General features: G+C 35.8%; 19 protein-coding genes. 8 read left to right on the top strand and 11 right to left on the bottom strand.

The window, feature by feature from the left end:
- Positions 1-22: 22 nt before the first annotated feature.
- The 3 genes from AB8B52_RS06245 to rlmN all read left to right on the top strand — a co-directional run bounded on the left by AB8B52_RS06245 (position 23) and on the right by rlmN (position 4049).
- A complete protein-coding gene (locus tag AB8B52_RS06245) occupies positions 23-1252 on the top strand; it encodes a 3-phosphoshikimate 1-carboxyvinyltransferase (RefSeq protein WP_406026287.1) in 1230 nt (409 codons plus the stop codon).
- A gap of 195 nt (positions 1253-1447) precedes the next feature.
- On the top strand, positions 1448-2497 hold the full coding sequence (gene queA / locus AB8B52_RS06240; RefSeq protein WP_406026285.1) for a tRNA preQ1(34) S-adenosylmethionine ribosyltransferase-isomerase QueA: 1050 nt from the start codon (positions 1448-1450) through the stop codon (positions 2495-2497).
- 511 nt (positions 2498-3008) lie between these two features.
- Entirely contained in the window at positions 3009-4049 is a 1041-nt protein-coding gene (gene rlmN, locus AB8B52_RS06235) for a 23S rRNA (adenine(2503)-C(2))-methyltransferase RlmN (RefSeq protein WP_406026283.1), read from the top strand.
- 83 nt (positions 4050-4132) lie between these two features.
- Here the strand turns inward: rlmN and AB8B52_RS06230 are convergent, their stop codons facing one another.
- Entirely contained in the window at positions 4133-5593 is a 1461-nt protein-coding gene (locus AB8B52_RS06230) for a T9SS type A sorting domain-containing protein (protein ID WP_406026282.1), read from the bottom strand.
- A 281-nt stretch (positions 5594-5874) separates the two neighbouring features.
- On the opposite strand from AB8B52_RS06230, the gene AB8B52_RS06225 reads away from it, so the two are divergent.
- The 4 genes from AB8B52_RS06225 (at position 5875) to AB8B52_RS06210 (ending at position 9622) form a co-directional block, all read left to right on the top strand.
- Positions 5875-6852 carry a polyprenyl synthetase family protein gene (locus tag AB8B52_RS06225; RefSeq protein ID WP_406026280.1) on the top strand — a complete coding sequence of 326 codons (978 nt, stop codon included), beginning with the start codon at positions 5875-5877 and terminating at the stop codon, positions 6850-6852.
- A 186-nt stretch (positions 6853-7038) separates the two neighbouring features.
- Positions 7039-7617, top strand: coding sequence for an RNA polymerase sigma factor (locus tag AB8B52_RS06220; RefSeq protein WP_406026278.1), 579 nt, complete (start codon positions 7039-7041; stop codon positions 7615-7617).
- Complete coding sequence (locus tag AB8B52_RS06215; RefSeq protein WP_406026276.1) at positions 7604-8398, top strand: hypothetical protein; 795 nt, start codon at positions 7604-7606, stop codon at positions 8396-8398. Before AB8B52_RS06220 ends, AB8B52_RS06215 begins: the two co-directional genes overlap by 14 nt.
- Before the next feature lie 138 nt (positions 8399-8536).
- Positions 8537-9622, top strand: a complete 1086-nt coding sequence (locus AB8B52_RS06210; RefSeq protein ID WP_406026275.1) for a hypothetical protein — start codon at positions 8537-8539, stop codon at positions 9620-9622.
- A 631-nt stretch (positions 9623-10253) separates the two neighbouring features.
- Here the strand turns inward: AB8B52_RS06210 and AB8B52_RS06205 are convergent.
- The 3 genes from AB8B52_RS06205 to AB8B52_RS06195 all read right to left on the bottom strand — a co-directional run bounded on the left by AB8B52_RS06205 (position 10254) and on the right by AB8B52_RS06195 (position 14967).
- Positions 10254-12302, bottom strand: a complete 2049-nt coding sequence (locus AB8B52_RS06205; RefSeq protein ID WP_406026273.1) for a thiamine pyrophosphate-dependent enzyme — start codon at positions 12300-12302, stop codon at positions 10254-10256.
- A gap of 186 nt (positions 12303-12488) precedes the next feature.
- Positions 12489-13556, bottom strand: a complete 1068-nt coding sequence (locus tag AB8B52_RS06200) for a branched-chain amino acid aminotransferase (RefSeq protein WP_406026271.1) — start codon at positions 13554-13556, stop codon at positions 12489-12491.
- A 121-nt stretch (positions 13557-13677) separates the two neighbouring features.
- Positions 13678-14967 (bottom strand): dihydrolipoamide acetyltransferase family protein, encoded by a 1290-nt coding sequence (locus tag AB8B52_RS06195; protein WP_406026269.1) that lies wholly within the window; start codon positions 14965-14967, stop codon positions 13678-13680.
- A gap of 200 nt (positions 14968-15167) precedes the next feature.
- Between AB8B52_RS06195 and AB8B52_RS06190 the strand changes: the two genes are divergently transcribed.
- Positions 15168-15644: an Lrp/AsnC family transcriptional regulator gene (locus AB8B52_RS06190; protein ID WP_406026268.1), complete on the top strand. Its 477-nt coding sequence runs from the start codon at positions 15168-15170 to the stop codon at positions 15642-15644.
- 96 nt (positions 15645-15740) lie between these two features.
- Here the strand turns inward: AB8B52_RS06190 and AB8B52_RS06185 are convergent, their stop codons facing one another.
- From AB8B52_RS06185 to AB8B52_RS06155, 7 genes are all read right to left on the bottom strand, one after another.
- On the bottom strand, positions 15741-16340 hold the full coding sequence (locus tag AB8B52_RS06185) for a transferase hexapeptide repeat family protein (protein WP_406026266.1): 600 nt from the start codon (positions 16338-16340) through the stop codon (positions 15741-15743).
- 199 nt (positions 16341-16539) lie between these two features.
- Entirely contained in the window at positions 16540-17292 is a 753-nt protein-coding gene (locus AB8B52_RS06180; protein WP_406026264.1) for an enoyl-CoA hydratase/isomerase family protein, read from the bottom strand.
- A 123-nt stretch (positions 17293-17415) separates the two neighbouring features.
- Positions 17416-19917 (bottom strand): phenylacetic acid degradation bifunctional protein PaaZ, encoded by a 2502-nt coding sequence (paaZ, locus tag AB8B52_RS06175; protein WP_406026262.1) that lies wholly within the window; start codon positions 19915-19917, stop codon positions 17416-17418.
- Between the two features lie 244 nt (positions 19918-20161).
- Complete coding sequence (gene pcaF, locus AB8B52_RS06170) at positions 20162-21373, bottom strand: 3-oxoadipyl-CoA thiolase (protein WP_406026260.1); 1212 nt, start codon at positions 21371-21373, stop codon at positions 20162-20164.
- A 267-nt stretch (positions 21374-21640) separates the two neighbouring features.
- A complete protein-coding gene (locus AB8B52_RS06165; protein WP_406026258.1) occupies positions 21641-22045 on the bottom strand; it encodes a hotdog fold thioesterase in 405 nt (134 codons plus the stop codon).
- An 88-nt stretch (positions 22046-22133) separates the two neighbouring features.
- Positions 22134-23309: a 3-hydroxyacyl-CoA dehydrogenase NAD-binding domain-containing protein gene (locus tag AB8B52_RS06160; RefSeq protein WP_406026315.1), complete on the bottom strand. Its 1176-nt coding sequence runs from the start codon at positions 23307-23309 to the stop codon at positions 22134-22136.
- A 116-nt stretch (positions 23310-23425) separates the two neighbouring features.
- Entirely contained in the window at positions 23426-24361 is a 936-nt protein-coding gene (locus tag AB8B52_RS06155; protein WP_406026256.1) for a threonine/serine dehydratase, read from the bottom strand.
- Positions 24362-24366 lie beyond the last annotated feature (5 nt).

Here is a 24366-nt window from a genome sequence, read left to right as displayed (position 1 = left end):
TTTAATCTGAGAAAGATCATTTATGGACATTAGTATCCAAAAATCAAAGCTTCGTAACCATCAACATGTTCAAATTACAGGATCAAAAAGCGAGTCTAATCGTTTGCTGTTGCTTCAAGCCTTGTATCCTCAGATTCGTATTAAAAACATATCTAATTCTGATGATTCGGTCTTAATGCAAAAGGCATTAGCATCGACTGATCAACTTATAGATATCCATCATGCTGGCACAGCCATGCGCTTTTTAACGGCCTATTTTTCAATTCAAAATCATAGAGAAGTCACCATTACAGGGTCTTCTCGTATGAAAGAACGTCCACTAAAAATTCTCGTCGAAGCACTACAAACCTTAGGTGCAGATATCACCTATTTAGAAAATGACGGCTTTCCACCGTTGAAGATTAAAGGTCGAGAACTTACCAAAAGTAAAGTTACTTTAGAAGCCAATGTGAGCAGTCAATACATTTCGGCATTACTACTCATAGCTTCAAAATTAGAAAACGGCATAGAATTAACCTTAAAAGGAAAAATCACCTCTGTACCTTACATAAAAATGACTTTGAGTTTACTAGAGACTATTGGTATTGAAACTAGTTTTATTGAAAATACCATTTCTGTAAAACCGAAAAATTCAGAAGTACCATCTCAAACGTTGACGGTAGAATCTGATTGGTCTTCAGCATCATATTATTATAGTGTAATCGCTTTGAGTGCTGTTGGTACCGAGATTACTATAGCGTCATATAAAAAAGAAAGTTTGCAAGGAGATTCAGTTTTAGCGGTTATTTATGAAAAATTTGGTGTTACAACAACGTTTTTAGATGATGCGATTAAGCTCCACAAAACAGCTGTAATTCAAAATAAAGAGCGCATTGAATTAGAGTTAAGTAACGCTCCAGACATTGCACAAACGATTGCTGTTACAGCGTTCGGCTTAGGTTTAGAATGTTTTATGTCAGGTTTACACACACTTAAAATAAAAGAAACAGACCGTTTAGTGGCGCTTAAAACGGAACTAGAAAAGTTAGGAGGACAAGTTGCCATTACAGATGCTAGTTTGCACTTGCAACCATCAAACCATATCAATGCTAATATAACAATAGCCACTTATAACGACCACAGAATGGCTATGGCTTTTGCGCCTTTAGCATTAAAAGTTCCTATTCGTGTTGAAAATGCTGATGTCGTAAGTAAATCCTATCCACAATTTTGGAAAGATTTGGAAACTATAGGGTTTCATTTAAAAAATTAAGCAATCATCATTTGATAGAGTAATTCACTTAAGCATTGGTTTTCTAAAGTTTATAGTTAATTAAAAGCAAGTCTTTGTTTTGGTATCTAACAGCGAAGCGGTCTTAGGTGTTTTATTCAAAATAAACATCTATTTACTTGACAAGCCCTATGTTGAGATTGTATATTTGCAGTTGCAAAAAAATAAAACGTATATATGAAATTATCACACTTTAGTTTTGACCTTCCAGACGAATTACTTGCCGAGCATCCTGCAGAACACAGAGATGAGTCAAGATTAATGGTTCTAAATAGAGAAAAACAAACCATTGAACACAAGCAATTTAAGGATATTATTGATTATTTTGATGAAGGTGATGTGATGATTATGAACGATACAAAAGTGTTTCCTGCACGTTTGTATGGTAATAAAGAAAAAACAGGTGCGCGTATCGAAGTATTTTTACTACGCGAATTAAACCAAGATCAGCGCCTTTGGGATGTTTTGGTAGATCCTGCACGTAAAATAAGAATTGGTAACAAATTATATTTCGGTGAAGATGAAACTTTAGTTGCCGAAGTTATAGATAATACGACCTCTAGAGGAAGAACCTTACGTTTTCTGTATGATGGATCTTACAACGATTTCAGAACGAAATTAACAATGCTTGGTGAAACTCCTTTACCTAAATATATTAAGAGAGAGGTGGAGCCAGAAGATGAAGATCGCTACCAAACTATTTACGCAAAAAACGAAGGAGCGGTTGCAGCACCAACGGCAGGTTTGCATTTTTCTAAGCACTTGTTAAAACGTTTAGAAATAAAAGGAGTGAAAACTGCTGAGGTCACCTTGCATGTTGGTTTAGGAACCTTTAACCCAGTAGAAGTTGAAGATTTGTCTAAGCATAAAATGGATAGTGAAGAAATAGTGATTACCCAACAAGCAGCAGATATCGTCAACCATGGTATTGAAACTAAAAGACGGGTTTGTGCAGTAGGTACAACATCGATGCGAACGGTTGAAAGTTCAGTGTCTTCGAACGGTAGGTTGAATGAGTTTGAAGGTTGGACTAATAAATTCATCTTTCCTCCTTACGATTTTAGTATTGCAAACGCAATGATTACAAACTTTCATACGCCAAAATCAACATTATTGATGATGGTGTCAGCTTTTGCTGGTCATGATTTTATGAAAAAGGCTTACGAAGAAGCGGTAAAAGAGAAGTATAAATTCTATTCGTATGGTGACGCAATGCTTATCATTTAATTAATTAAGTTAATATTTTATAGAAAGCCTCATTAGTGAGGCTTTTTTTATGTTCAGTCTTTTAGGAGTTTATAGACTTATTGATTCTTACAGAGGTCAGTAGTTAAATTCGTGATGAAAATTAATTATGTGATATTTGAATCATTAACAATTGTCTGTTCGAGCGCAGTCGAGAACTATTAATGTGCTTCTTGTAGGTTTCGACCGCGTTCAACCATACAGTAGACATTTAATTATCAATTCTCATAAGTAATTATCTACTGATCTCTATATTCTTAACATGAAAATCCCATATTTTTCACAAGAACCATTAGTGAAAATTTGTGAAATTCGTGTCTAGATTTTTTCACATAGAATATCTAAAGTTTTATAAGTGCAAACAATGCGTTAGAATCTATGTCAAAATAATTTTCAGTCGGAATTTAAAACGCTCAAGAAACAATCTGAAACATCTTCACAACGTAATAACAAACAACAGCTATCACAATACATTTCATTACTTTTGCAACAGATGGAAACCAAAAAAAGAGACATACGCGCACTAACTAAGGATCAACTCAGAGCATTTTTTGTAAAAGAAGGCGATAAAGCGTTTAGAGGCAATCAAGTTTACGAATGGTTATGGCAAAAGTCAGCCTACACTTTTGAAGATATGACCAATGTGTCGTTAGAAACCAGACAAATGCTAGAAGACAACTTTGTAATTAACCATATCAAGGTAGATCAGATGCAGCGCAGCTCTGATGGCACTATAAAAAATGCGGTACGTTTACATGATGATTTAGTCGTAGAGTCCGTCCTCATTCCAACCTCGACAAGAACAACCGCTTGTGTATCATCTCAGGTAGGTTGTAGTTTAGATTGCAGATTTTGTGCAACGTCACGCTTAAAGCGCATGCGTAATCTGAATCCAGATGAAATCTACGACCAAGTCGTTGTTATAGATAACGAAAGTCGATTATATCATAACAGACCTTTAAGTAATATCGTTTTCATGGGTATGGGAGAACCTTTAATGAATTATAACAATGTCTTGAAGGCTATTGATAAAATCACCTCGTCTGAAGGTTTAGGGATGTCACCAAAGCGTATTGTGGTGTCTACATCTGGAGTGCCAAAAATGATTAAGAAAATGGCAGATGACAAGGTGAAATTTAAGTTGGCTGTGTCATTACATTCTGCTATAGATGATATTCGTACGTCCATTATGCCTTTTAATGCCACGTTTCCTTTAAAAGACTTAAGGGAAGCATTAGAATATTGGTACGCAGCAACCAAAAATAGAATTACCTACGAATATGTAGTTTGGGATGGTATTAATGACCAACGCAAAGATGTAGATGCTTTGGTTGAATTTTGCAAATTTGCACCAAGTAAAGTAAATTTAATAGAATACAACCCTATTGATGATGGTGAATTTCAGCAGGCTAATGCAAAAGCCATTGATATGTATGTCGATGTCTTAGAATCCAATAATATCACAGTAACCGTAAGACGCAGTAGAGGTAAAGATATTGATGCGGCTTGTGGGCAGTTGGCTAATAAGAGTTAAGGTGATTTTGCTCTAAAATAGTTTAGATTTAACGTATAAAAAAAGCGGCCATTGGCCGCTTTTTCTAATTTTATGAACTTATGTTATTTCTTAGTAACTCTAAGTGTTTGTGTTTTATCACCAGATGTAATCTTTACTAGGTAAAGCCCTTCTGATAATTCAGATAAATCAACAGATGAATTGATGATTTCATTTTTACTGAAACTTGCAACATTCTGTCCTAACAAGTTAAATACTGATACATTATCAACATCTTGTGACGATTTAATATTTAAAACGTTAGACGTCGGGTTTGGATAAACACTAAATGTTGTTAAAGTATTATCTTCAACACCTAATACTGCGTCTGTTGTAAAACTCCAAACAGGACCAGGTGTAATTCCAAAACAATTTACGACATCAACACTCCAAAAGTAAGTTGTACTTACTGCTAGGCCTGTAATTTCGCCACCATTTTCAAAATTGTTAAAAGATTGAGTTGGTGGATTTGCACTTCCTAGATTAAGAATATAAGTGTCATCAGGTGCAGTCGCAGCCCAATTAAAAGTAGCAGCTGCGGCTGGAGCTTGTAAAGTTACGTCAACGGCTGCATCGGCAGGTACTGGAGCACTAGAAGCTACAGGTGCAGCTGTTTCTGTACAGGCTGACGTTGTAAAACTAAATACAGGGCTTGTGGTAGTACCAGCACAATTTACAGCATCAATAGACCAAAAGTAAGTTGTATTAGGTTGAAAATCAAAAAGGACAGCTCCTCCAATGTCAAATCCTGCAATTGATCCAATATCATCGCCAGTTGCTGTAATTCCTAAATTAATGTTATAAGAATCAGGCAAACCTCCAGTCATTGACGGTGCCCATTCAATAGGTCCTACACTATTAGGATCACCATAATTGATATCTATATCAACAGCACCATCAGCAGGTGATATGGCGCTAACTCCGCCTGGTGCACTAACGGTACATTGAAAAACAGATATGTTATCAATAGACCAAGAAATTGACCAGTTACCGGTCCATACAAATCTAATTTGTGCGTTGCTTACTCCTACTAAAGCTGGAATATCAAATAATTGTCCTCCTCCAACAGTTGTGCTAGGCGTTTGACCTGCTTGCGTAGCATATGTTTGAACATTCACCCAAGAGGTACCATTAAAAGCTTCTATAACTCCAAGACCACCAAAATTTCCATTATAGAATGTATCAAAACTTAGTGTTACTGATGTTAAATTAGAACAATCAAATACAGGACTGGTTAGAGTTGTAGATTCTGCCGTGCCATTATTACCGTAGCCATCACTATCCATTGTTGCATAATTACCAGCACCACCATTATCATAAACTAAAGTGTTTCCTGCTGTAAATCCACCGGCTTCACCACCTGTTTCTATAGTCCATACTTCACCGTTAGGAGGAGTTGCCAAATCTTCAACAATCCAACCAGAAGGAACAGTTAAGCCAGATTCAAAGTCTTCTGTTAGTACGACTTGCCCAAACATTAAGCATGACGTAAACAAAAATGTAATTAAAAAAGTAATTTTTTTCATGTGTTTTATTTTTAGATTAATTGCTTTAAAGTTACAAATAATTACGACGAGGAAAAGTTAAAATACTATAATTACATTTTTAACAATAAATAGCTTACAGAATTTGTAATTTTACATTGTTAATGTAAACAATGAAAGTAATCAAACAGATAAAACATCCCAGAGCCTACGAGATGGCAAATTCCTGCGAAGGCAGGAATCTTCTTGTTTAATACGATATTAATAAATGTATAATTTTCAATTTTAAGAATCACTTTTTTCAGTATAACTTGCATGTATAAATGAAAGTAACCGAACAGATAAAACAACCTATAGCCTACGAGATGGATCTTTTTGAAAAAAAGTTCCAACTTTCTATGGTGAGTAAGGTTGCACTGCTTAATCGGATTACGCATTATATAGTTAACCGAAAAGGCAAACAAATGCGACCTATGTTTGTGTTTTTGGTCGCAAAAATGATGAATAATGGAGAAGTTAGCGAGCGTACTTATAGAGGCGCATCTGTTATAGAGTTAATTCATACCGCTACATTGGTTCATGATGATGTGGTAGATGATAGTAACCGAAGACGTGGGTTCTTCTCAATTAATGCGCTTTGGAAAAATAAAATAGCCGTGCTTATTGGTGATTTTTTGCTATCTAAAGGACTTTTACTGTCTATAGACAATAATGATTTTGATCTGTTAAAAATCATCTCCGTGGCTGTACGCGAAATGAGCGAAGGAGAACTGCTTCAAATTGAAAAAGCGAGACAACTCGATATTACAGAAGACATTTATTATGACATTATCAGGCAAAAAACAGCCACTCTAATTGCTGCGTGTTGCAGTCTTGGTGCTGCTTCTGTAAAACCAAATTCTCCAGCCGTAGAAACGATGCGCAAATTCGGTGAGTTAATTGGTATGGCTTTTCAGATTAAAGATGATTTGTTTGATTATGGTAATGAAGCTATCGGAAAACCAACAGGCATCGATATTAAGGAGCAAAAGATGACGTTGCCTTTAATTTATGTTTTAAATAATTGTTCCAAAAAGGAAAAATCTTGGCTGATTAATTCGGTTAAAAATTACAACAAGGATAAAAACCGTGTTAAAGAGGTTATTACTTTTGTAAAACAGAAGGGTGGGTTAGACTACGCTGTTTCTAAAATGAAAGCCTTTCAAGAAGAAGCTTTAAATCTTCTCGATACTTACCCAGAATCACCATACAGAGCATCTCTTAAGATGATGGTAGATTATGTTATTGAGAGAAAGAAATAAGTTTTTTCATTAAAAACAAGGTTATCTTTTAAAAACTCAAAAAAAACATATACATATATATTGCTGAAAAACAATTAGTTATAATTTAATTGGATTTTTTTTGCCTTCCTAAGCAACCTTTATACAAATGTTTGCGTCTTTATAAATAGAAAGGCTCTTGAGCATATTCAGAATTTAAACCAGACCATGAAAGTTATTCAATTTCATAATTCCGATATGTATCGGAATGAGAAAAAACTCATACAGCGCGCTGCGAAACAAAATCGTGAAGCACAACATGTATTGTACGAGTGTCATGCGCCTAAAATGCTAAGTGTTTGCAGATATTATATCAAAGACGTACATCAGGCAGAAGAGGTCATGTTGAATGGCTTTTTTAAAGTCTTTAAATACTTAAAAACATTTAAGAACGAAGGTAGTTTTGAAGGCTGGATAAGACGGATTATGGTAAGAGAATCCATTTCGTATTTAAGACAAAAAAAGCAGATTGAGTTTGCAGCGGAAGATGCGTATTTAGAGCATGATTATTCTAATAACATTAAAAGTAATATTGAAGTTGCAGAAATACAGCAGCTTATAGATAGTTTACCAGAAGGTTACCGAATGGTATTTGTAATGTATGCGATAGAAGGGTACAAGCATCAAGAAATTGCAGAACTACTTAATATCTCAGAAGGTACATCAAAATCACAATTATTTAAAGCACGACAAATGCTTCAAAAGAAACTTAAAGAATTAAATAACAATAGTTATGGCTCCAATTAAATTTGAAGAAAATATAAAGCATAAGCTCGAAGAGCGCAAATTGCCACCATCATCTAACAGTTGGTCTCAATTAAATGAGCGTTTAGATGCTGACGAAAACAAATCTAGAAAAGGGATATACTGGTGGTTAAGTATTGCTGCGGGTTTATTGATTATGATGGCCATAACGGTACAGTTTTTCAATTCAGAAGAATCAGAAACGGTAATGCCTCAAATGGTCAAAGAAAATAATTTAGAGGAATTGTTAGATGAAAATCAACGAGAATCAAAAGGAAATATTGCCATTGAATTGGCTGTTGAAATTGATAGTGTAAACAATACATTGGAAAGTAGTGAAACTCCTTCATCACTTAAAAATGAATCAGAACTTGTAAGCACTAAAAACCAAATTAGGCGTAAAGCAGACAAATCAATACAATTAGCATCGCAAAATGAATTGAACAAAAATAAGAATTCAATAATTCAGAATAATAATTCAAATAAACAAGTGATAATAATTGATACTGCTTCCGTAAAAGAAGCTATGGTAATTGCCAATCAAGATTCAAAAAATAAAGAAATCGGAGTGACTAATAGAGAAATAGATTCGCTATTAAAAGTAGCGCAAAAGGAACTTCTTAAAGAAAAATTAAATACGGAAACCACTAGAACCGTAGATGTTAATTCGCTCTTAGAAAGTGTTGAGGACGAAATGGGACAATCGTATAGAGGTAGAGTATTTAAGGCGTTGGAAGAAAGTTATAAAACTATAAAAACCGCTGTGGTTAACCGAAACAACTAAGGGTTTTTAAATCATGGAGTGGGAGTTCTGATAAAGAATAAATTAAATTAGGTTGCTGAGCGTAGCCGAAGTAAACATCAATAATCATTAATCAAGAGGTGCTGAACTAACTTCAGCATCAAAAAAAAACGAACAGTTATGAATACAATTACAAGAGTAGTAGTTTGCTTATTAATAGCATCATTATTTTCAAACGTGCAAGCACAAAACAAGGAAGCAGATTCCATTAGAAAGGAAAAAGTAGATTACAAAATCAGCCAACTAGAAAAGGGTAGAGCGGAAGTAGAAGATCAAGAAAAGGATATTCTTAAAAGTAAAATTTCAAAAATAAATAAGCAATTAGATAATAAGGAAATTACAGCGGAAGAAGCTGAAAACTTAAAAAAGGAAGCAGCTAAAATAGCAGCATTAAATATTGAAAACCGAGTAGCGATTATCGATCAAAAAATTGAGTTACTGAAAAGAAATGGTTATGATGATGACCAATACAATACAGAGGAACAAGATAGAATAGAGGTGAGTATTGGGTCTAGTGGAGTGCGTGTAAATCTGGATTCGGACGAAAAGAAGTCAAAAAAATATGATCAGAGAACATTTGGAGAAAATGTTTGGGCGTTTGGATTTAACAATACCATAATTGAGGGACAGGCTTTAGAAGATTCTCCTTATAAATTAGGTGGTTCTGGATTTATTGAATGGGGTTACACGCTTAACACAAGGATTTTTAAAAATAATAATTTTTGGAGGTTGAAATATGGACTTTCAATACAATGGAATAAATTAAATATTAAAGATAATCAGTATTTAGTAAATACAAATGGAGCTATTAACTTGGAAGAATTCCCTTTAAATGTTAATAAGGTGAAATTTAGAAGCACAAATTTGGTGTTTCCAATGCATATAGAATTTGGCCCATCTAAGAAAATTGAAAAAGACGATTATTTTAGATATTCTAAACACAATAAATTGAAAATAGGTTTAGGTGGTTACGCAGGTGTAAACATTGGCAACATGCAAAAAATTAAATATAAAGTAGATGGTGAACGCGAAAAAGACAAGCAACGTGGTAATTATGAAGTGAGTCCTTTTATTTACGGATTAAGTGGTTACATCGGTATAGATGAAGTTTCTTTATATGTAAAGTATGATCTTAATCCTTTGTTTCAAGACCAGTTGGTAAATCAGAATAATATTTCGGTCGGAGTCCGTTTTGATATCGATTAAAACGGTTCATTATTTGAGTTTAAAAAGCCTTAATCTATTTTTGATTAGGGCTTTTTTTACAAACGTTTCATCCTTCTGGGATGACGTTTGGAGCCTTTTCTAAATTGCGAGACAAACCATGTTGATTGGCAAAGTTTGAAGTCACAGGCTAGTGTCAACCGAATCTAATGTTATTAGTAGATGATGCCAGCGGCATCAAATGTTTATAAAAGAAATTATCAAGTTTGGAGTACGACTCCAGCGGAGTCGCACGTTAACTTAATAATTTAATAACTGCTCTATTTTAACCTTCACCTTTTCAGCAGAGGTAATTATAGTATGCTCTAAAGTGGAATTTAAAGGCATTGCCAGCATATTTTCACTACCAATGGTCATGATTGGTTCGACTCCGCTGGAGTCGAAAGTAAAACTGTACGTTTTTTATAAATGTTTCATCCCTATGGAATGACGTTTGGGAGTCTTTTCTTAATTGCGAGACAAAATCAAGTTGATTGTCAATCTTTGAAGTCACATACTAGTGTCAACCGAATCTAATGTTAGCAGTATATGATGCCAGCGGCATCAAATGTTTATAAAAAAATCATCAAGCTTGGAGTACGACTCCAGCGGAGTCGCACGTTAACCTAATAACCTAATAATCTAATAAAGCTTCAATCTTAACTTTAACTTTCTCAGTAGAAGGAATTATAGTTTGCTCCAAAGTCGAATTTAACGGAATCGCTGGCATATTCTCACTACCAATAGTCATTACTGGTGCATCTATATATTTAAAGCATTCTTCTTGAATTTTCCCTGCCAAAGCTCTAGCGAAACTATTGTTAGAAGGTTCTTCTGTAACCACTAGGCACTTTCCAGTTTTTTTAACGGATGTCATAATCGTGTCTTCATCTAAAGGGTAAAGTGTACGTAAATCAATAATCTCTATTTGATTCTGCATTCCTAATTCTTCTGAAGCGTTCATTGCCCAATGCACTCCCATTCCGTAAGTTACGATTGTAAGTGTTTCTAACTTTTCTTGTTTCCAGATTTCTTGTAGTACCCATGCTTTACCAAATGGCAAAACATAATCTTCACTTGGCTCAATAGACGTTGCGCCTTTTGTTCCTGGTACTTTAGACCAATACAAGCCTTTGTGTTCTAAAATCACTACAGGATTAGGATCGTAATAAGCCGCTTTCATTAAGCCTTTTAAATCGGCACCATTACTTGGATAGGCAATTTTTATACCGCGAATATTTGTAATCACACTTTCTACTGATGAGGAATGGTAAGGTCCACCACTTCCATAAGCACCAATAGGTACTCTGAGAATCATACTCACAGGCCATTTTCCATTAGATAAATAACAACTACGACTCACTTCGGTAAATAACTGATTTAAACCAGGCCAAATATAATCTGCAAACTGAACCTCAACAATTGGTTTTAAGCCTACTGCACTCATTCCGACAGTAGAACCCACAATAAACGCTTCTTGTATAGGTGTGTTGAATACTCTGTCATCACCAAACTTTTGGGCTAAGGTGGCTGCTTCTCTAAACACTCCACCAAGTCGCCCACCAACATCCTGTCCGTATAATAAACATTCTTTGTGCGCTTTCATCAGTTCTTCAACCGCGAATAAGGCACAATCTACCATCACTACCTTCTCTGCCCCTTCTGGTGCACGTATTCCTTTTTCTTCGGTTATTGGTGTTGTTATAAAATCGTTTGTAAATAAATCTTCGGGCTTTGGATCTTCAGCTTTTAATGCTTTTTCAAAATCTACTTGCACCTCTGCGTAGGCAGAGGTCTCAATTTCGTTAATCTCAGTTTCTGAAAAACCAGCATCTACTAATTGTTGCTTTAAAACTGGATATGGATCTCTAGAACGTGCTTCTTCCAAATCATCACGATACCATTCCATACGCACACCAGAAGTATGGTGATTTAGTAATGGAACTTTAGCATGAACTAAAAATGGACGACGCTCTGTTCGTATAGTTTCTATAACTTTTTCTAAGGCTTCATAACTTTCTGTAAAGTTTGCACCATCAATAGTTATGGCTTCTAAACCATGAAAGCCTTGTGCATATTCGTAAGCATTTTGGGCTCTAGTTTCGGCTGCGTTAGCTGAAATATCCCAACCATTATCTTGAACTAAATATAGAATTGGCATTTGTTTCAGAGCTGCCATTTGAAATGCTTCTGCTATTTCACCTTCGGTAACTGATGCGTCACCAAGTGAACATACTGAAATTGGATTATCTATTGAACTATCATTTAACCCTTGTAATTCTTTATACTGCATTCCCATAGCAACTCCTGTCGCAGGAATCGCCTGCATACCTGTTGCTGAAGATTGATGCGGAATTTTTGGCTTGTCATCATCCTTTAAACTTGGGTGCGAATAATAACTTCGTCCCGCAGAAAAGGGGTCATCTTTTTTAGCTAGTAATTGCAACATTAAATCATAAGGTTCTAAACCAAATGATAATAACATAGCGTCATCTCTGTAATAAGGAAATGCATAATCTTGCGGTAATAATTGTAAGCCTAAAGCAATTTGAATAGCCTCATGCCCGCGTGATGTTGCATGTACATATTTTGAAACTTGTTTGAAATTAGCTTCGTACAATTCTGTCATAGCTTTTGCTGTACAGAGTTTTGAAAATCCTTTTTTTAGTGTTTCTTTTTTCATTTTATGCTGAAGTTGTTTCAGTATCTTTTTCTTTTCTGTTTTGAGACCTCACAGGTTTTAAAAACCTCTGAGGTCTTTGCTCAATTGTCCGTCTGCGTTAGGGATTGAAACGGCATCCTTTTTTGCCATTAAAAGCAAAAAAGATATAGTGAAAAGCCCGACCCTTGTGGTAACGCCCAAATAAATCTAACTAAATTCTTTTTCTACCTTAGTCATCCAACCAAACTTATCTTTGATCTGACCTGTTTTAATAGCATTCAACGTATCATTAACTTCTAATCCCACCGGACTTTCATCTGATACGTGAATGGTTTCACCTTCTAATCCAATGTCTTGAATGTATGCTATACCAACCGCTGTGCCTGTGCCAAACGCTTCTTCTAGTGTTCCGTTTTTAGACGCTTCTTTAATTTCGGTAATCGTGATTTTTCGTTCTGTTACGTTGTAATTCATAGCCTTAAGCATTTCAATAATACTTGCTCTTGTGATGCCATGCAAGACTGAACCATCCAATTCTGGTGTGATAAATTCTCCGTTTATTTTGAAGAAAATGTTCATGGTGCCGACTTCTTGAATATACTCATGCTCGGCAGCATCTAACCATAATACTTGGTCGTAACCTTTGGCTTTTGCTAACTCCGTTGGGCGAATTGCAGCTGCATAATTTCCTGCGGCTTTTGCTTCTCCTGTTCCACCTTGCGCTGCTCTAATGAACTGCTTTTCTGCCCATAATTTTATGCGTTTGCTAAAAAATGGTCCTGCTGGTGATGCCATAATTATAAACTTGTAATGTGTGGCTGCGCGCATACCTATAAAGGGCTCATCTGCGTACATAAATGGTCTTAAGTACAAAGCACTTCCTTGCTGTGGCGGAATCCAATTATGTTCTAAGCCTACCAATTCTTTTAATCCTTCTACAAATAAATCTTCGGGTACATTAGGCATTCCCATGCGGTCTGCACTTTTATTTAATCGTTTCGCATTTTGCTCTGGGCGAAATAGCATTGGTTTGCCTTCGGTATCTTTATAAGCTTTCATACCTTCAAAAATGGCTTGTCCGTAATGCAATGCCATTGCCGCTGGATGTGTTGGTATCATTCCCATAGGGGTAATTCTGGCATCTGTCCATTCTCCATTTTCATAATCACATATAAACATGTGGTCTGTGAATGTGGTTCCTAATGGTATATTGTTGAAGTCTAAAGTATCTACTCTAGATTTTTCTACTTTGGTTATTGAAATGTTAGGTTTCATAATTTTTATCTATTTCGTCAGTTCGAGTGTTACGCTTTTGGGCGTGATGTATCGAGAACTTTTTGATGACTTCTCGATACAAATCTTCGTGCCTCAGATTCACTCGAAGTGACCGTATAATTTATATTTTTCTATTTACATCAAACTGTTCAAAATAATCAGCAACTCTTCTCACAAAACTTCCTCCTAAAAAGCCATCAACCACTCTGTGATCAAACGATAATGAGAGATACATCATACTTCTAATGGCGATTTCGTCACCGTTTTCAGTTTCGATAACTTCTGGACGTTTTTTTATGATTCCCAATGCTAAAATGGCAACTTCGGGTTGATTTATAATTGGTGTTCCCATGATGCTTCCAAAAGTTCCTACGTTGGAAATTGTGAATGTGCTTCCCTTTATATCATCGGCACCTAATTTATTCTCTCTTGCTTTACCAGAGAGTTCATTGACATTAGCTGCAATGGTTTTTAAGTCTTTAGTATCTGCATTTTTAACCACAGGAACAATTAAGTTACCGCTTGGTAAGGCTGTTGCCATACCAATATTGATATTTTCTTTTACAATGATAGTACTGCCATCTACTGATGCATTTATATTTGGGAAATCTTTGACTGCTTTTGCAACCGCTTCAACAAACAAAGGGGTAAAGGTTAAGCGTTCTCCATGCTTTTCTTGAAACGCTACTTTGTTTGCATTTCTCCAATTGACCATGTTGGTTAAATCGGCTTCAACATAAGCTGTGACATGTGGTGATGTATGTTTTGAATACACCATGTGGTCTGCAATCATTTGACGCATGCGGTCCATTTCAATGACCTTACCTTTGCCTTTGTCAAATTTTAATTGTGGAATACGATATGCTGTTGGGTCTTGTTGAATAGGTTGTGCAAACTGAAAGGGTCTGCCGTCTTCTATGTATTGAAAAACATCACTTTTACGCAGTCTGCCTTCATTCCCTGTTGCTGGAATTCGTGCTAATTCTTCGTAACTAATATGATGCGTTTTTGCGATTTCTATGATTAATGGTGAAAAGAATAAAGAAGCCCTATCTGACTTCCCCAAAGGGGAAGAAACAAATTGAGTATTAGCAACTGAAGCTAGCTTAGTTGCTCTAGGTCTTTTATCCTTTTCTATTTTTTGAGACGTCTCGACTGTGCTCGACGGGACAGACTTTTTAGCAGATGCGTTAGACACTTCTGAAACTTCTAAAATTGCCATAACCTCACCTACAGGCACAACGTCTTTAGCCTGAAAAAGCGTTTTCACTAAAGTTCCTGATGCTGGCGCAGGCACTTCGTTATCGACTTTATCTGTTGCAACTTCAAGAATAATATCGCCTTCTTCAAATGCATCACCTTCAGAGATCAACCAATTAATAATTGTTCCTTCTGTAATACTCTCACCCATTTTAGGCATTTTCAATTCGAAACTCTCCAAGATAAATCTGTTTTAATTCTAAGAAATAAAGATAAGACATACAAGCATTAACAATCGTTAAAAACTTTTAAATTAAATCATAAAAGAATATAATTCTGTTTAATTTAAATTATTAAGTATATTTTCCTTTTAATTTATATATTTGAGCTATAATAAAATGTTATTTTCTCATGGGACATTCTTTAGACAAGATTGACACACAACTGCTTAGTATACTTCAAAAAGATAGCAATCGCACTACTAAAAGTATTGCTAAAGAACTTGGTATGACCACTTCACCAATTTTTGAACGTATTAAAAAACTTGAAAAAGAAGGCTGTATTAAAAAATACGTTGCGGTTTTAGATAATAAGAAAATAGGTTTAAAACTGACGGTTTTTATTGGGATAACCTTGCAAGGTCATACGCGAAGTTATTTAGAAAAGTTTGTGAAGGAAATCAATAATTTTCCTGAGGTTGTAGAATGTCACAGAGTCAGTGGAAATTTTGACTACCTATTGAAGCTCATTGTTGAAGATATTGAAGCTTATGAAACGTTTATTATTTCGAAATTGACATTATTGCCTTACTTAGGAAATGTTCAAAGTTTGATTGCTTTGTCTACAGGAAAAGAGACTAATGCAATAGATTTGAGTAGTGTGATGTAAATTCAAACACCCCTAAAGTCCCCTCAAGGGGACAATCCACTCAGATGAAAATTACAAACACCATCTTAAAAAAAATTGCAGTAATAAAATTTAAATCTATTTTTTAAAAGTGTCTCTCAATGTTTGATACACATCGTCTTGTACTTTCATAGTCTCAGGAACTTCTCTAAGTGGCTCAACTTCTTTTAGTGACTCGTGACAATCTTTTGGCAATTGCTGGTACAGTTGCGTTCCTTTTGTTTTCCAAGCTATCATTTCATCGCTCACTTGCTTAATCACTTTTGCTGGATTACCAACGACCAGACTTCGTTTAGGAATTATAGTTTCTGCTTTTACAAACGCCATAGCTCCAACGATACTTTCGTCTCCAATTTGGGCATCATCCATAATAACGGTATTCATACCGATGAGACAATTTCGACCTAAGTTAGCACCGTGAATAATGGCGCCATGACCAACATGTGCACTTTCTTTTAGTGTAATAGATTTTCCTGGAAACATGTGGACTGTGCAGTTTTCTTGTACGTTTACACCGTCTTCTAATATAATTTGTCCCCAATCGCCACGAATTGCAGCACCAGGTCCGATGTAACAGTTTTTACCAATGATGACGTTTCCTGTTACGGCTGCTAAGGGATGCACGAAACTGGATTCGTGAACAACTGGTGTGTAACCTTTGAAACTATAAACTGCCATTTTTCATTTTTGCGTTGATTAAAGAAAATTCTAAAATACCTACAAGGTTTTTAAAACCTTGCAGGATAAACTATTTGACAGCCCCTTTTAATTTCCCTAGATGGGAAAAATAATGTTGTCTGCTTACTCATATATTTTTAATATTTAGTTTTCATAATCAGTTCCTTCCCTCTGGGAAGGTTAGGATGGGCTGCTACTTTTACTTATAAGTTTTCAATTTCTCTTTAGTAAAATCACTCAACACTAATCTCCCACTTGTTTCTGCTCTTTCAGCTAATAGCTCGTCCCAATCATCTGTACCTTTCCAAAATACTTTTTTCATTTCTAACATCGCTTCAACATTATAAGTGCACAAATGCTCTGCTGTTGTTTTTACAGCGTCGTCTAATTCAGCAGTAGTATCAAAAACGTGCGTGAATAAGCCTTTTTGCTTTGCGAATTCTGGTGAATAAAATGTATTGGCGTCAATGGCGATTTGCGACATGGCACTTAATCCCATTTTACGCTCAATTGCTGGTCCAACCACGAATGGCCCAATACCAATATTGAGTTCACTTAATTTAATTGACGCAAATTTTGTCGCCATACAATAATCTGTTGCAGCTGCAAGACCAACGCCTCCTCCGACGGTTTTACCTTGTATGCGTCCGATAATAAATTTAGGGCATTTTCGCATGGCGTTAATCACATTTGCAAATCCCGAAAAGAAAACTTTACCAGTTGCTGCATCATTGATATTAATTAACTCTGTAAAGCTTGCGCCAGCGCAAAATGTGCGGTCACCTCCACTCTTTAAAACAATGACTTTAATGGCATTGTTTTGACCAGCTTCGGTAATTATGTTTGCTAATTTAGCTAAAACATCTCCTGGCAAAGAGTTGTGGGCAGGATGAAAAAATTCGATGTATCCTACTTCGTTTTGTATGTTTAATTTAACGTAAGGTTCACTCATGTTATTTTACTTTTATTGAAACCTACAAGGTTTTAGAAACCTTGCAGGTTGGTATTTAACTTGATTTTTTACTCGAATAAAGACCTTTCAGGTTTTGAAAACCTGAAAGGTCTGAAATCTCTTTTATATTAATCCAAACTGTTCAAAGTGATGATTTAAATGCTTGCGTTCTAATAAATAAGATTCATACTTATTTAATTCACCAAAAACTAAGTTTTTTAATTTAGCTTCGGGATGTTCCTTGAAATACTCTAAATATTTTTTTCGTTGTGCTTTGAATTTTTCGATTGCTGTCTCTAAATCTGAATGCTTTAGAGGCTCTAAAGTATCTTTTTCTAGTTGCGGGAATTGAGAATTCTTTGGAAATTTATCATAATTCCATAAACTGTTATGAACTTTATCTAAAATCTTTTCTGGTGTAGCGATTTCAAAATCTTGAATTTCTCCTGAGGCGATTTTATAGGTGTATTCTAAATGTTCAATCATGTGCTGTGGTGTCATGATTCCCCATTTTGGTTTTGCATCTTCTTTTAATGCTGAAAGACAGTCGTTGATTTTATCTTCCGTCATTTCAGTAAAAATGGCTTGCTTTTTCTGCACCATTGTCAAGACGGTCACAAATGCGACTTTCTCATCAGTATTAGCATCAAAAATTTCTGCATACCACTTTACAATGCCGCTTGGATGTTCTGCAGAAGCGACATCGCGATCTACTTTTTGCTGACATGTTAAACGCACGTAAATCGTATCGTTATGATATAATGGACGTAAAAATCTGCATTCTTCTAATCCGTAATTAGCAGAAACGGGTCCTTTATTCGGATATACAAATAATCCTGCTGCTGCTGAAATGATGAAATAGCCATGTGCCGTTCGTTTCTCAAAAATACTTCCATCTAAAGATGTAATATCTGTATGTGCATAGAAATGGTCCCAAGTGAGGTTTGAAAAATTAATAATATCCGTGTCCGTAAATGTACGGTTATGTGTTTTCATTGACATTCCAGGCTGAATGTCTTCCCAATGGTATTTAAACGGATGCATTTCTGCTTCCTTATATTTTGCGTTTTGCTGATAAATTCCTGTAATTTCAGTAATCGTTGTTGGTGATCCTTGGATGGCCGTACGTTGTAAATAATGTTTAATGCCTCGCATGCCTCCCATTTCTTCGCCACCACCTGCACGTCCTGGACCTCCATGAACTAAATAAGGTAACGGTGAACCATGACCTGTACTTTCTTTAGCCATATCGCGATTAATCACCATGATTCGACCATGATGACTTGCTGCATTTATAACATAATCTTTAGCAATTTTATCATCATTAGTCGCAATTGATGATACTAAAGAGCCTTTACCCATCTGGGCCAAAGTGATGGCTTCCTCTAAATTTTTATATGGCATTATGGTACTGACTGGTCCAAATGCTTCACGCTCATGTATGATTGTATTTTGAAACGGATGGTCTGCTCTTAACAAAATTGGACTCGCAAATGCTCCTTTTTTTGCATCTGCTCCAATCGTTTCTATTTTGTCTAAACTGCCATAAACGATTTGTGCTTCTTTCGCCAAATCGTTTACCGAATCTCTAACCGCTTGTACTTGCTGATGACTTACTAAAGAGCCCATTCGTACTTCTTTGAGTCTTGGGTCACCAATAGTCACTTTATCTAAGGCTTTACTTAAAGACGCTTGAACATCATCAATTAAATTTTCTGGAACGATAATACGACGAATCGCTGTACATTTTTGGCCAGCTTTAACCGTCATTTCTTTTCTAACTTCTTTTATAAACAAGTCGAATTCTGGTGTTCCAGGAATGGCATCTTCTCCTAAAATAGACGCGTTTAGTGAATCGGCTTCCATTGTGAATGGCACAGATTCTTGAATTAATCTTGGATGTGCTTTTAATAAACGTCCTGTTTGCGCAGAACCTGTAAAAGTGACGACGTCTTGAGACTCAACCGTATCTAAAATGGTTTTAACCGTTCCGTTTATAATTTGAAGTGCTCCTTCTGGTAAAATGCCTGATGCAATAATTTCTTTTGCAACCGCTTCTGCTAAATACGATGATGAAGGTGCCGGTAGAACCACAGCCGGAACTCCAGCCATCCAATTGACTGCACATTTTTCTAACATACCCCAAACTGGAAAGTTGAAAGCATTAATATGAACAGCAACTCCTTTTTTGGGCACCATAATATGATGAGCCATAAAACGGCCACCACGAGATAAATCGATAGCATCGCCTTCTACATGATAGGGTTGGTTTGGAAATAGTTTACGTAATGAGGCATTTGCGAATAGGTTTCCAAAACCACCTTCGATATCAATCCAACTATCTACTTTTGTTGCACCTGTTCTATAACTTAAATCATAAAAGGTATTCTTTCTTTTTGTAAGATATAATGCTAGCCTTTTAAGCATATTACCTCGCTCTTGAAAGGTCATTTTACGAAGCACTTCTCCTCCTTTTGTACGTCCGTAGTTTAGAATTTCAGGAATATCTAAACCTTCGGTTGCAACGCTTGTAAAAGCTTCTCCTGTTATGGCGTCTAGGATTGGTGCACCTTCTTCTTTTCCTGTGGTCCAGTTTCCTTGGACGTAATGTTGTATTTTTTTCATACTAATGCCCACGAAAGTGGGTATCTCATTAATTAGACTTCTATTTTAAAATACTTACAAGGTTTTTGAAACCTTGCGATACTTTAGCTTATTTGAGACCTCACAGGTTTTTGAAACCTGTGAGGTCTTATACAACCGAGTAAGTCCGCGTTAGCGATTGAACGGCCTGTTTGAGCTCCTTTTTGCTTTTCGCAAAAAGAGCGAGTAGTGAAAGCGCGACCCTTGTGGTAACGCCCAAATTATTCTATTTACTCACATTTTCAATAACGCAAGCATAGCCTTGACCTACACCAATGCACATCGTTATTAGGGCATAGCGCTTATTGGTTTCCTGCAACTCTAAAGCTGCTGAATACGTAACTCTCGCTCCTGTAACTCCGAGCGGATGGCCAATCGCAATGGAACCTCCATTTGGATTTAATCGTGGATCGTTATCTGCTAATCCCCAAGCTCTTGTACATGCCAAAGCTTGTGCTGCAAACGCTTCGTTAAGCTCAATGACATCCATATCCTTCATAGTCAAGCCTGCTTTTTCTAAAGCTTTATTTGAGGCTTGAACAGGGCCAATTCCCATAATTCGTGGTTCTACGCCAACCACCGCAGAACTTACGATTCTTGCCAATGGTTTTAGATTGTATTTTTTTACGGCATCTTCTGATGCTATAATTGTTGCAGCTGCTCCATCGTTTAATCCTGAAGAGTTTCCTGCAGTTACACTTCCTCCTTCTTTTTTAAAAGCGGCTCTTAATTTACCTAATATTTCTAATGATGAATTTGGCTTTACAAATTCGTCTCTTGAAAATTGGATTGGGTCTTTTTTTCGTTGTGGAATTTCTACTGTAACTATTTCTTTTGCTAATCGTCCGTTCTCTTGTGCTTTGGCGGCTTTCATTTGACTCCAATACGCAAACTTATCTTGGTCTTCTCGTGATATATTATATTTCTCTACTAAATTTTCGGCAGTATTCCCCATACCATCAGTTCCATACATTTTTTGCATTTTCGGATTGATAAAACGCCATCCAAATGTAGAATCGTATAGTTTCGAATCACCTCCAAATGCAGTTGATGGTTTTGCCATGACATAAGGCCCACGAGTCATATTCTCCATTCCACCTGAAATAAAAACATCTCCATCTCCTGCTTTTATGGCACGATTGGCGTGAATGATTGCAGATAATCCTGAGCTACACAATCTATTAACTGTCTCTCCAGGTACTGTAAATGGCAAGCCTGCTAAGAGTGATGACATACGTGCAACGTTACGATTGTCTTCTCCTGCTTGGTTGGCGCAACCCATAATGACATCGTCATAGGCTTCTTTTGGGATGTTTGGGTTTCGTTTTACGATTTCTGCAATTACTAGAGCACCTAAATCGTCTGTTCGAACGGCAGATAATGTGCCTTTGTAGTTTCCTATTGGTGTTCTGATGCCGTCTATTATGTATGCTTCCATATTTGAAATTGAAATTGAAATTGAAGTCGAAAATAAAACTTCCATTTCAAATTAATATTTATATTTATTATGGCGTTACTTTTTATTCACACCTACGAGGTTTTAAAAACCTCGCAGGACCACAAAAAGTCTGGCTTTTCGTTATATCTTTTTCTCGTACCTCTAAAAAGGATGTCACTTCAATCCCCAACGCACTTAGTTGTTATGTTTTTTCTTAATCAAAATTTATTGTCATTTTGTTAAGAGATTCCTGCCTTTGCAGGAATTTTATTCCCAATCTTTTTGTGTTCGATAAACAACACCTTTAAAAAGTGCAACCAATTCTTCACCACGTTTCACTTCAATAATATTGAAACCTAATTTATTTTTTACAGTTTCTATTACAGATTCTGCCATTATATAATCGCCTTCATCTAAAGCTTCAATATGATTTATACTTGTTTCAATAGAAACTGCATATTTCCCATGTGTATTTGCGGCAAAACCAAATGCCGTATCTGCTAATGAATAACTGATGCCACCATGTGCTTTGTTCATGCTATTTAGCATGTCTTTTCTGATAGTCATTCCGACTTTGCATCTGCCAATTTCACATTCAAGGATTTCTATTCCTAGCCATTGACTGTAGGCATCTTGACTTAACATTTTATATGGAATTTGTTCTCCTTTCATATTCACTTCCACGAAAGTGGAAACCTTATTAATTATTCTTCAATTTTAAAACACCCCTAAAGTCCCCTCAAGGGAACAATCCAGAAGATTAAAAAAACGTATTATTTTCTTTATTCATTTTTCGTAATAATGGACTACAGCGGTATCTGTCTTCGTGGTATTCATTATATAAGCCATCTAATTGTGATACACACCAATCAATCCCTTTTTCATCTGCCCAAGCTAGTAATCCTTTTGGATAATTCACTCCTTTAGTCATGGCATTATCAATATCTTCTGCTGTGGCAACGTTTAAAAATAATGCATCCGCAGCTTCGTTAATTAACATCACTAAGACGCGGTTGAAAATCTGCTCACCAATCTTAGTTTTTTGATTTTCTGAAACCATTTTAGAATGGCGTTGAACTATCTTTCCGTTTGCATCATAATCGTAATAGCCTTTGCCTGATTTTCTTCCAAAATAACCTGCTTCATAAAAACGTTTTTGGGTTAATGAGGGTTTATATCTTGGGTCAAAGTAGAACGCTGTAAAAACAGTTTCAGTTACCACATAGTTAACATCGTTTCCTATAAAATCCATTAATTCAAACGGTCCCATTCTGAAACCACCAAGTGTTTTTAGACTCCAATCTATTGTTGCAAAATCAGCGATTCCTTCTTCATAGATTCGTAATGCTTCGCCATAAAATGGTCTTGCTACTCTGTTTACAATAAAACCTGGTGTATCCTTAGCAACTGCGACTACTTTTTTCCAATCTTTAATTATCTGAATTGATGTTTCAAGAACGTCTTTTGAAGTTTGAATAGCAGGAATTACTTCAACCAATTTCATTAAAGGTGCTGGGTTGAAAAAATGAATTCCGATACAACGTTCTGGTTTTTGTAATGATGCCGCAATAGACGCTATAGATAAACTAGAGGTGTTTGATGCTATAATACAATCATCTGCGACGTAAGTTTCTAATTCTGAAAACACCTTTTTCTTGATATCAAGATTTTCAATAATTGCTTCAATAGTTAAGTTTGAATCTGATAAATCTTTTAGATTGTTTACATAAGAGATATTCTTCTGAATTCGGTTTTTTTCGTCAGCGTCAATTCGTTTTTTTTCAATTAAACGATTTAATATTTTTTCTAAAGCAGCTTTGGCTTTATCTAAAGCTGCTTGATTTGTATCATATAATTTTACGTTACAACCAGCTGTGGCAGCAACTTGTGCTATACCACTTCCCATTGTTCCGCCTCCAATAACTCCTATGTTTATTCCCATCTTCCGTCTTCCCAAAGGGAAGAAACTATTTAGTTAAACTTTTTTTTATCTACAAGGTTTTGACTTCGACTACGCTCAGTCTCCAAAAAAACCATTTAAAATTACGATTTTTAAAACGGTAAATTTTTCAAATCAACATTACCACCTGTTATAATAATGCCAACGTTCTTATTTTTAAATTCTTCTTTATGTTTTAATACTGCTGCGAAAGGTACTGCGCATGAGGGTTCTATAATAATCTTCATACGTTCCCAAATCAATTGCATAGCACTTATAATTTCGGCTTCTTCTACACGAATAATTTTTTCCACGTGCTTTTGAATAATAGGAAAATTTCGGTCTCCTAAATGTGTTCTTAATCCATCTGCAATAGTGTGAAAACTATCGTTAGTTTCAATTTTACCTGAAATTAATGAGCGGTATGCATCATCTGCTTCCATAGGTTCTCCACCAATCACTTTACAGTTTTCTGAAAAATAATGCGCTGCTAGTGCTGTCCCTGCAATCAAGCCTCCACCACCAACTGGTGTTAAAATTACGTCTAAATTTGGATAGTCGCCAAGTAATTCCATAGCAGCAGTCGCATTACCATATATGACCTCATCTTGATTAGATGGATGCAAAAAAGATGCGCCTTTTTCTTCTTTTATTTTATTGGCTGTTGCTTCTCTTGCTTGAGGTGTCGATTCACACTCTATAATTTCACCTTCGTAAGTCTTAACACCATCTTTTTTTACTTGTGGTGCATTTTCAGGCATTACAATATAGGCTTTGACTCCTAATTTTTGAGCTGCTAATGAAACGGCTTGTGCAAAATTACCTGAGGAATGGGTTACAACTCCTCGCTTTCTTTCTTCCTCTGTTATCGATAAAATAGCATTAGCTGCACCTCGCATTTTAAACGCACCCATTTTTTGAAAGTTCTCACACTTAAAAAATAAATTACAACCTGTTTTTTCGTTTAACAATTGTGAGGTTAACACAGGTGTTTTGTGAATAAAGGGTTTTATTCTGTTGTGAGTTTGTATGAGGGTTTGTTTTGTCATAAGAT

Origin of the sequence: Winogradskyella sp. (genome assembly GCF_045105575.1) — a bacterium.
GTDB lineage: Bacteria > Bacteroidota > Bacteroidia > Flavobacteriales > Flavobacteriaceae > Winogradskyella.
The sequence above is the reverse complement of the archived record's forward strand: the minus strand, read 5'-3'. Positions and strand labels throughout refer to the sequence as shown.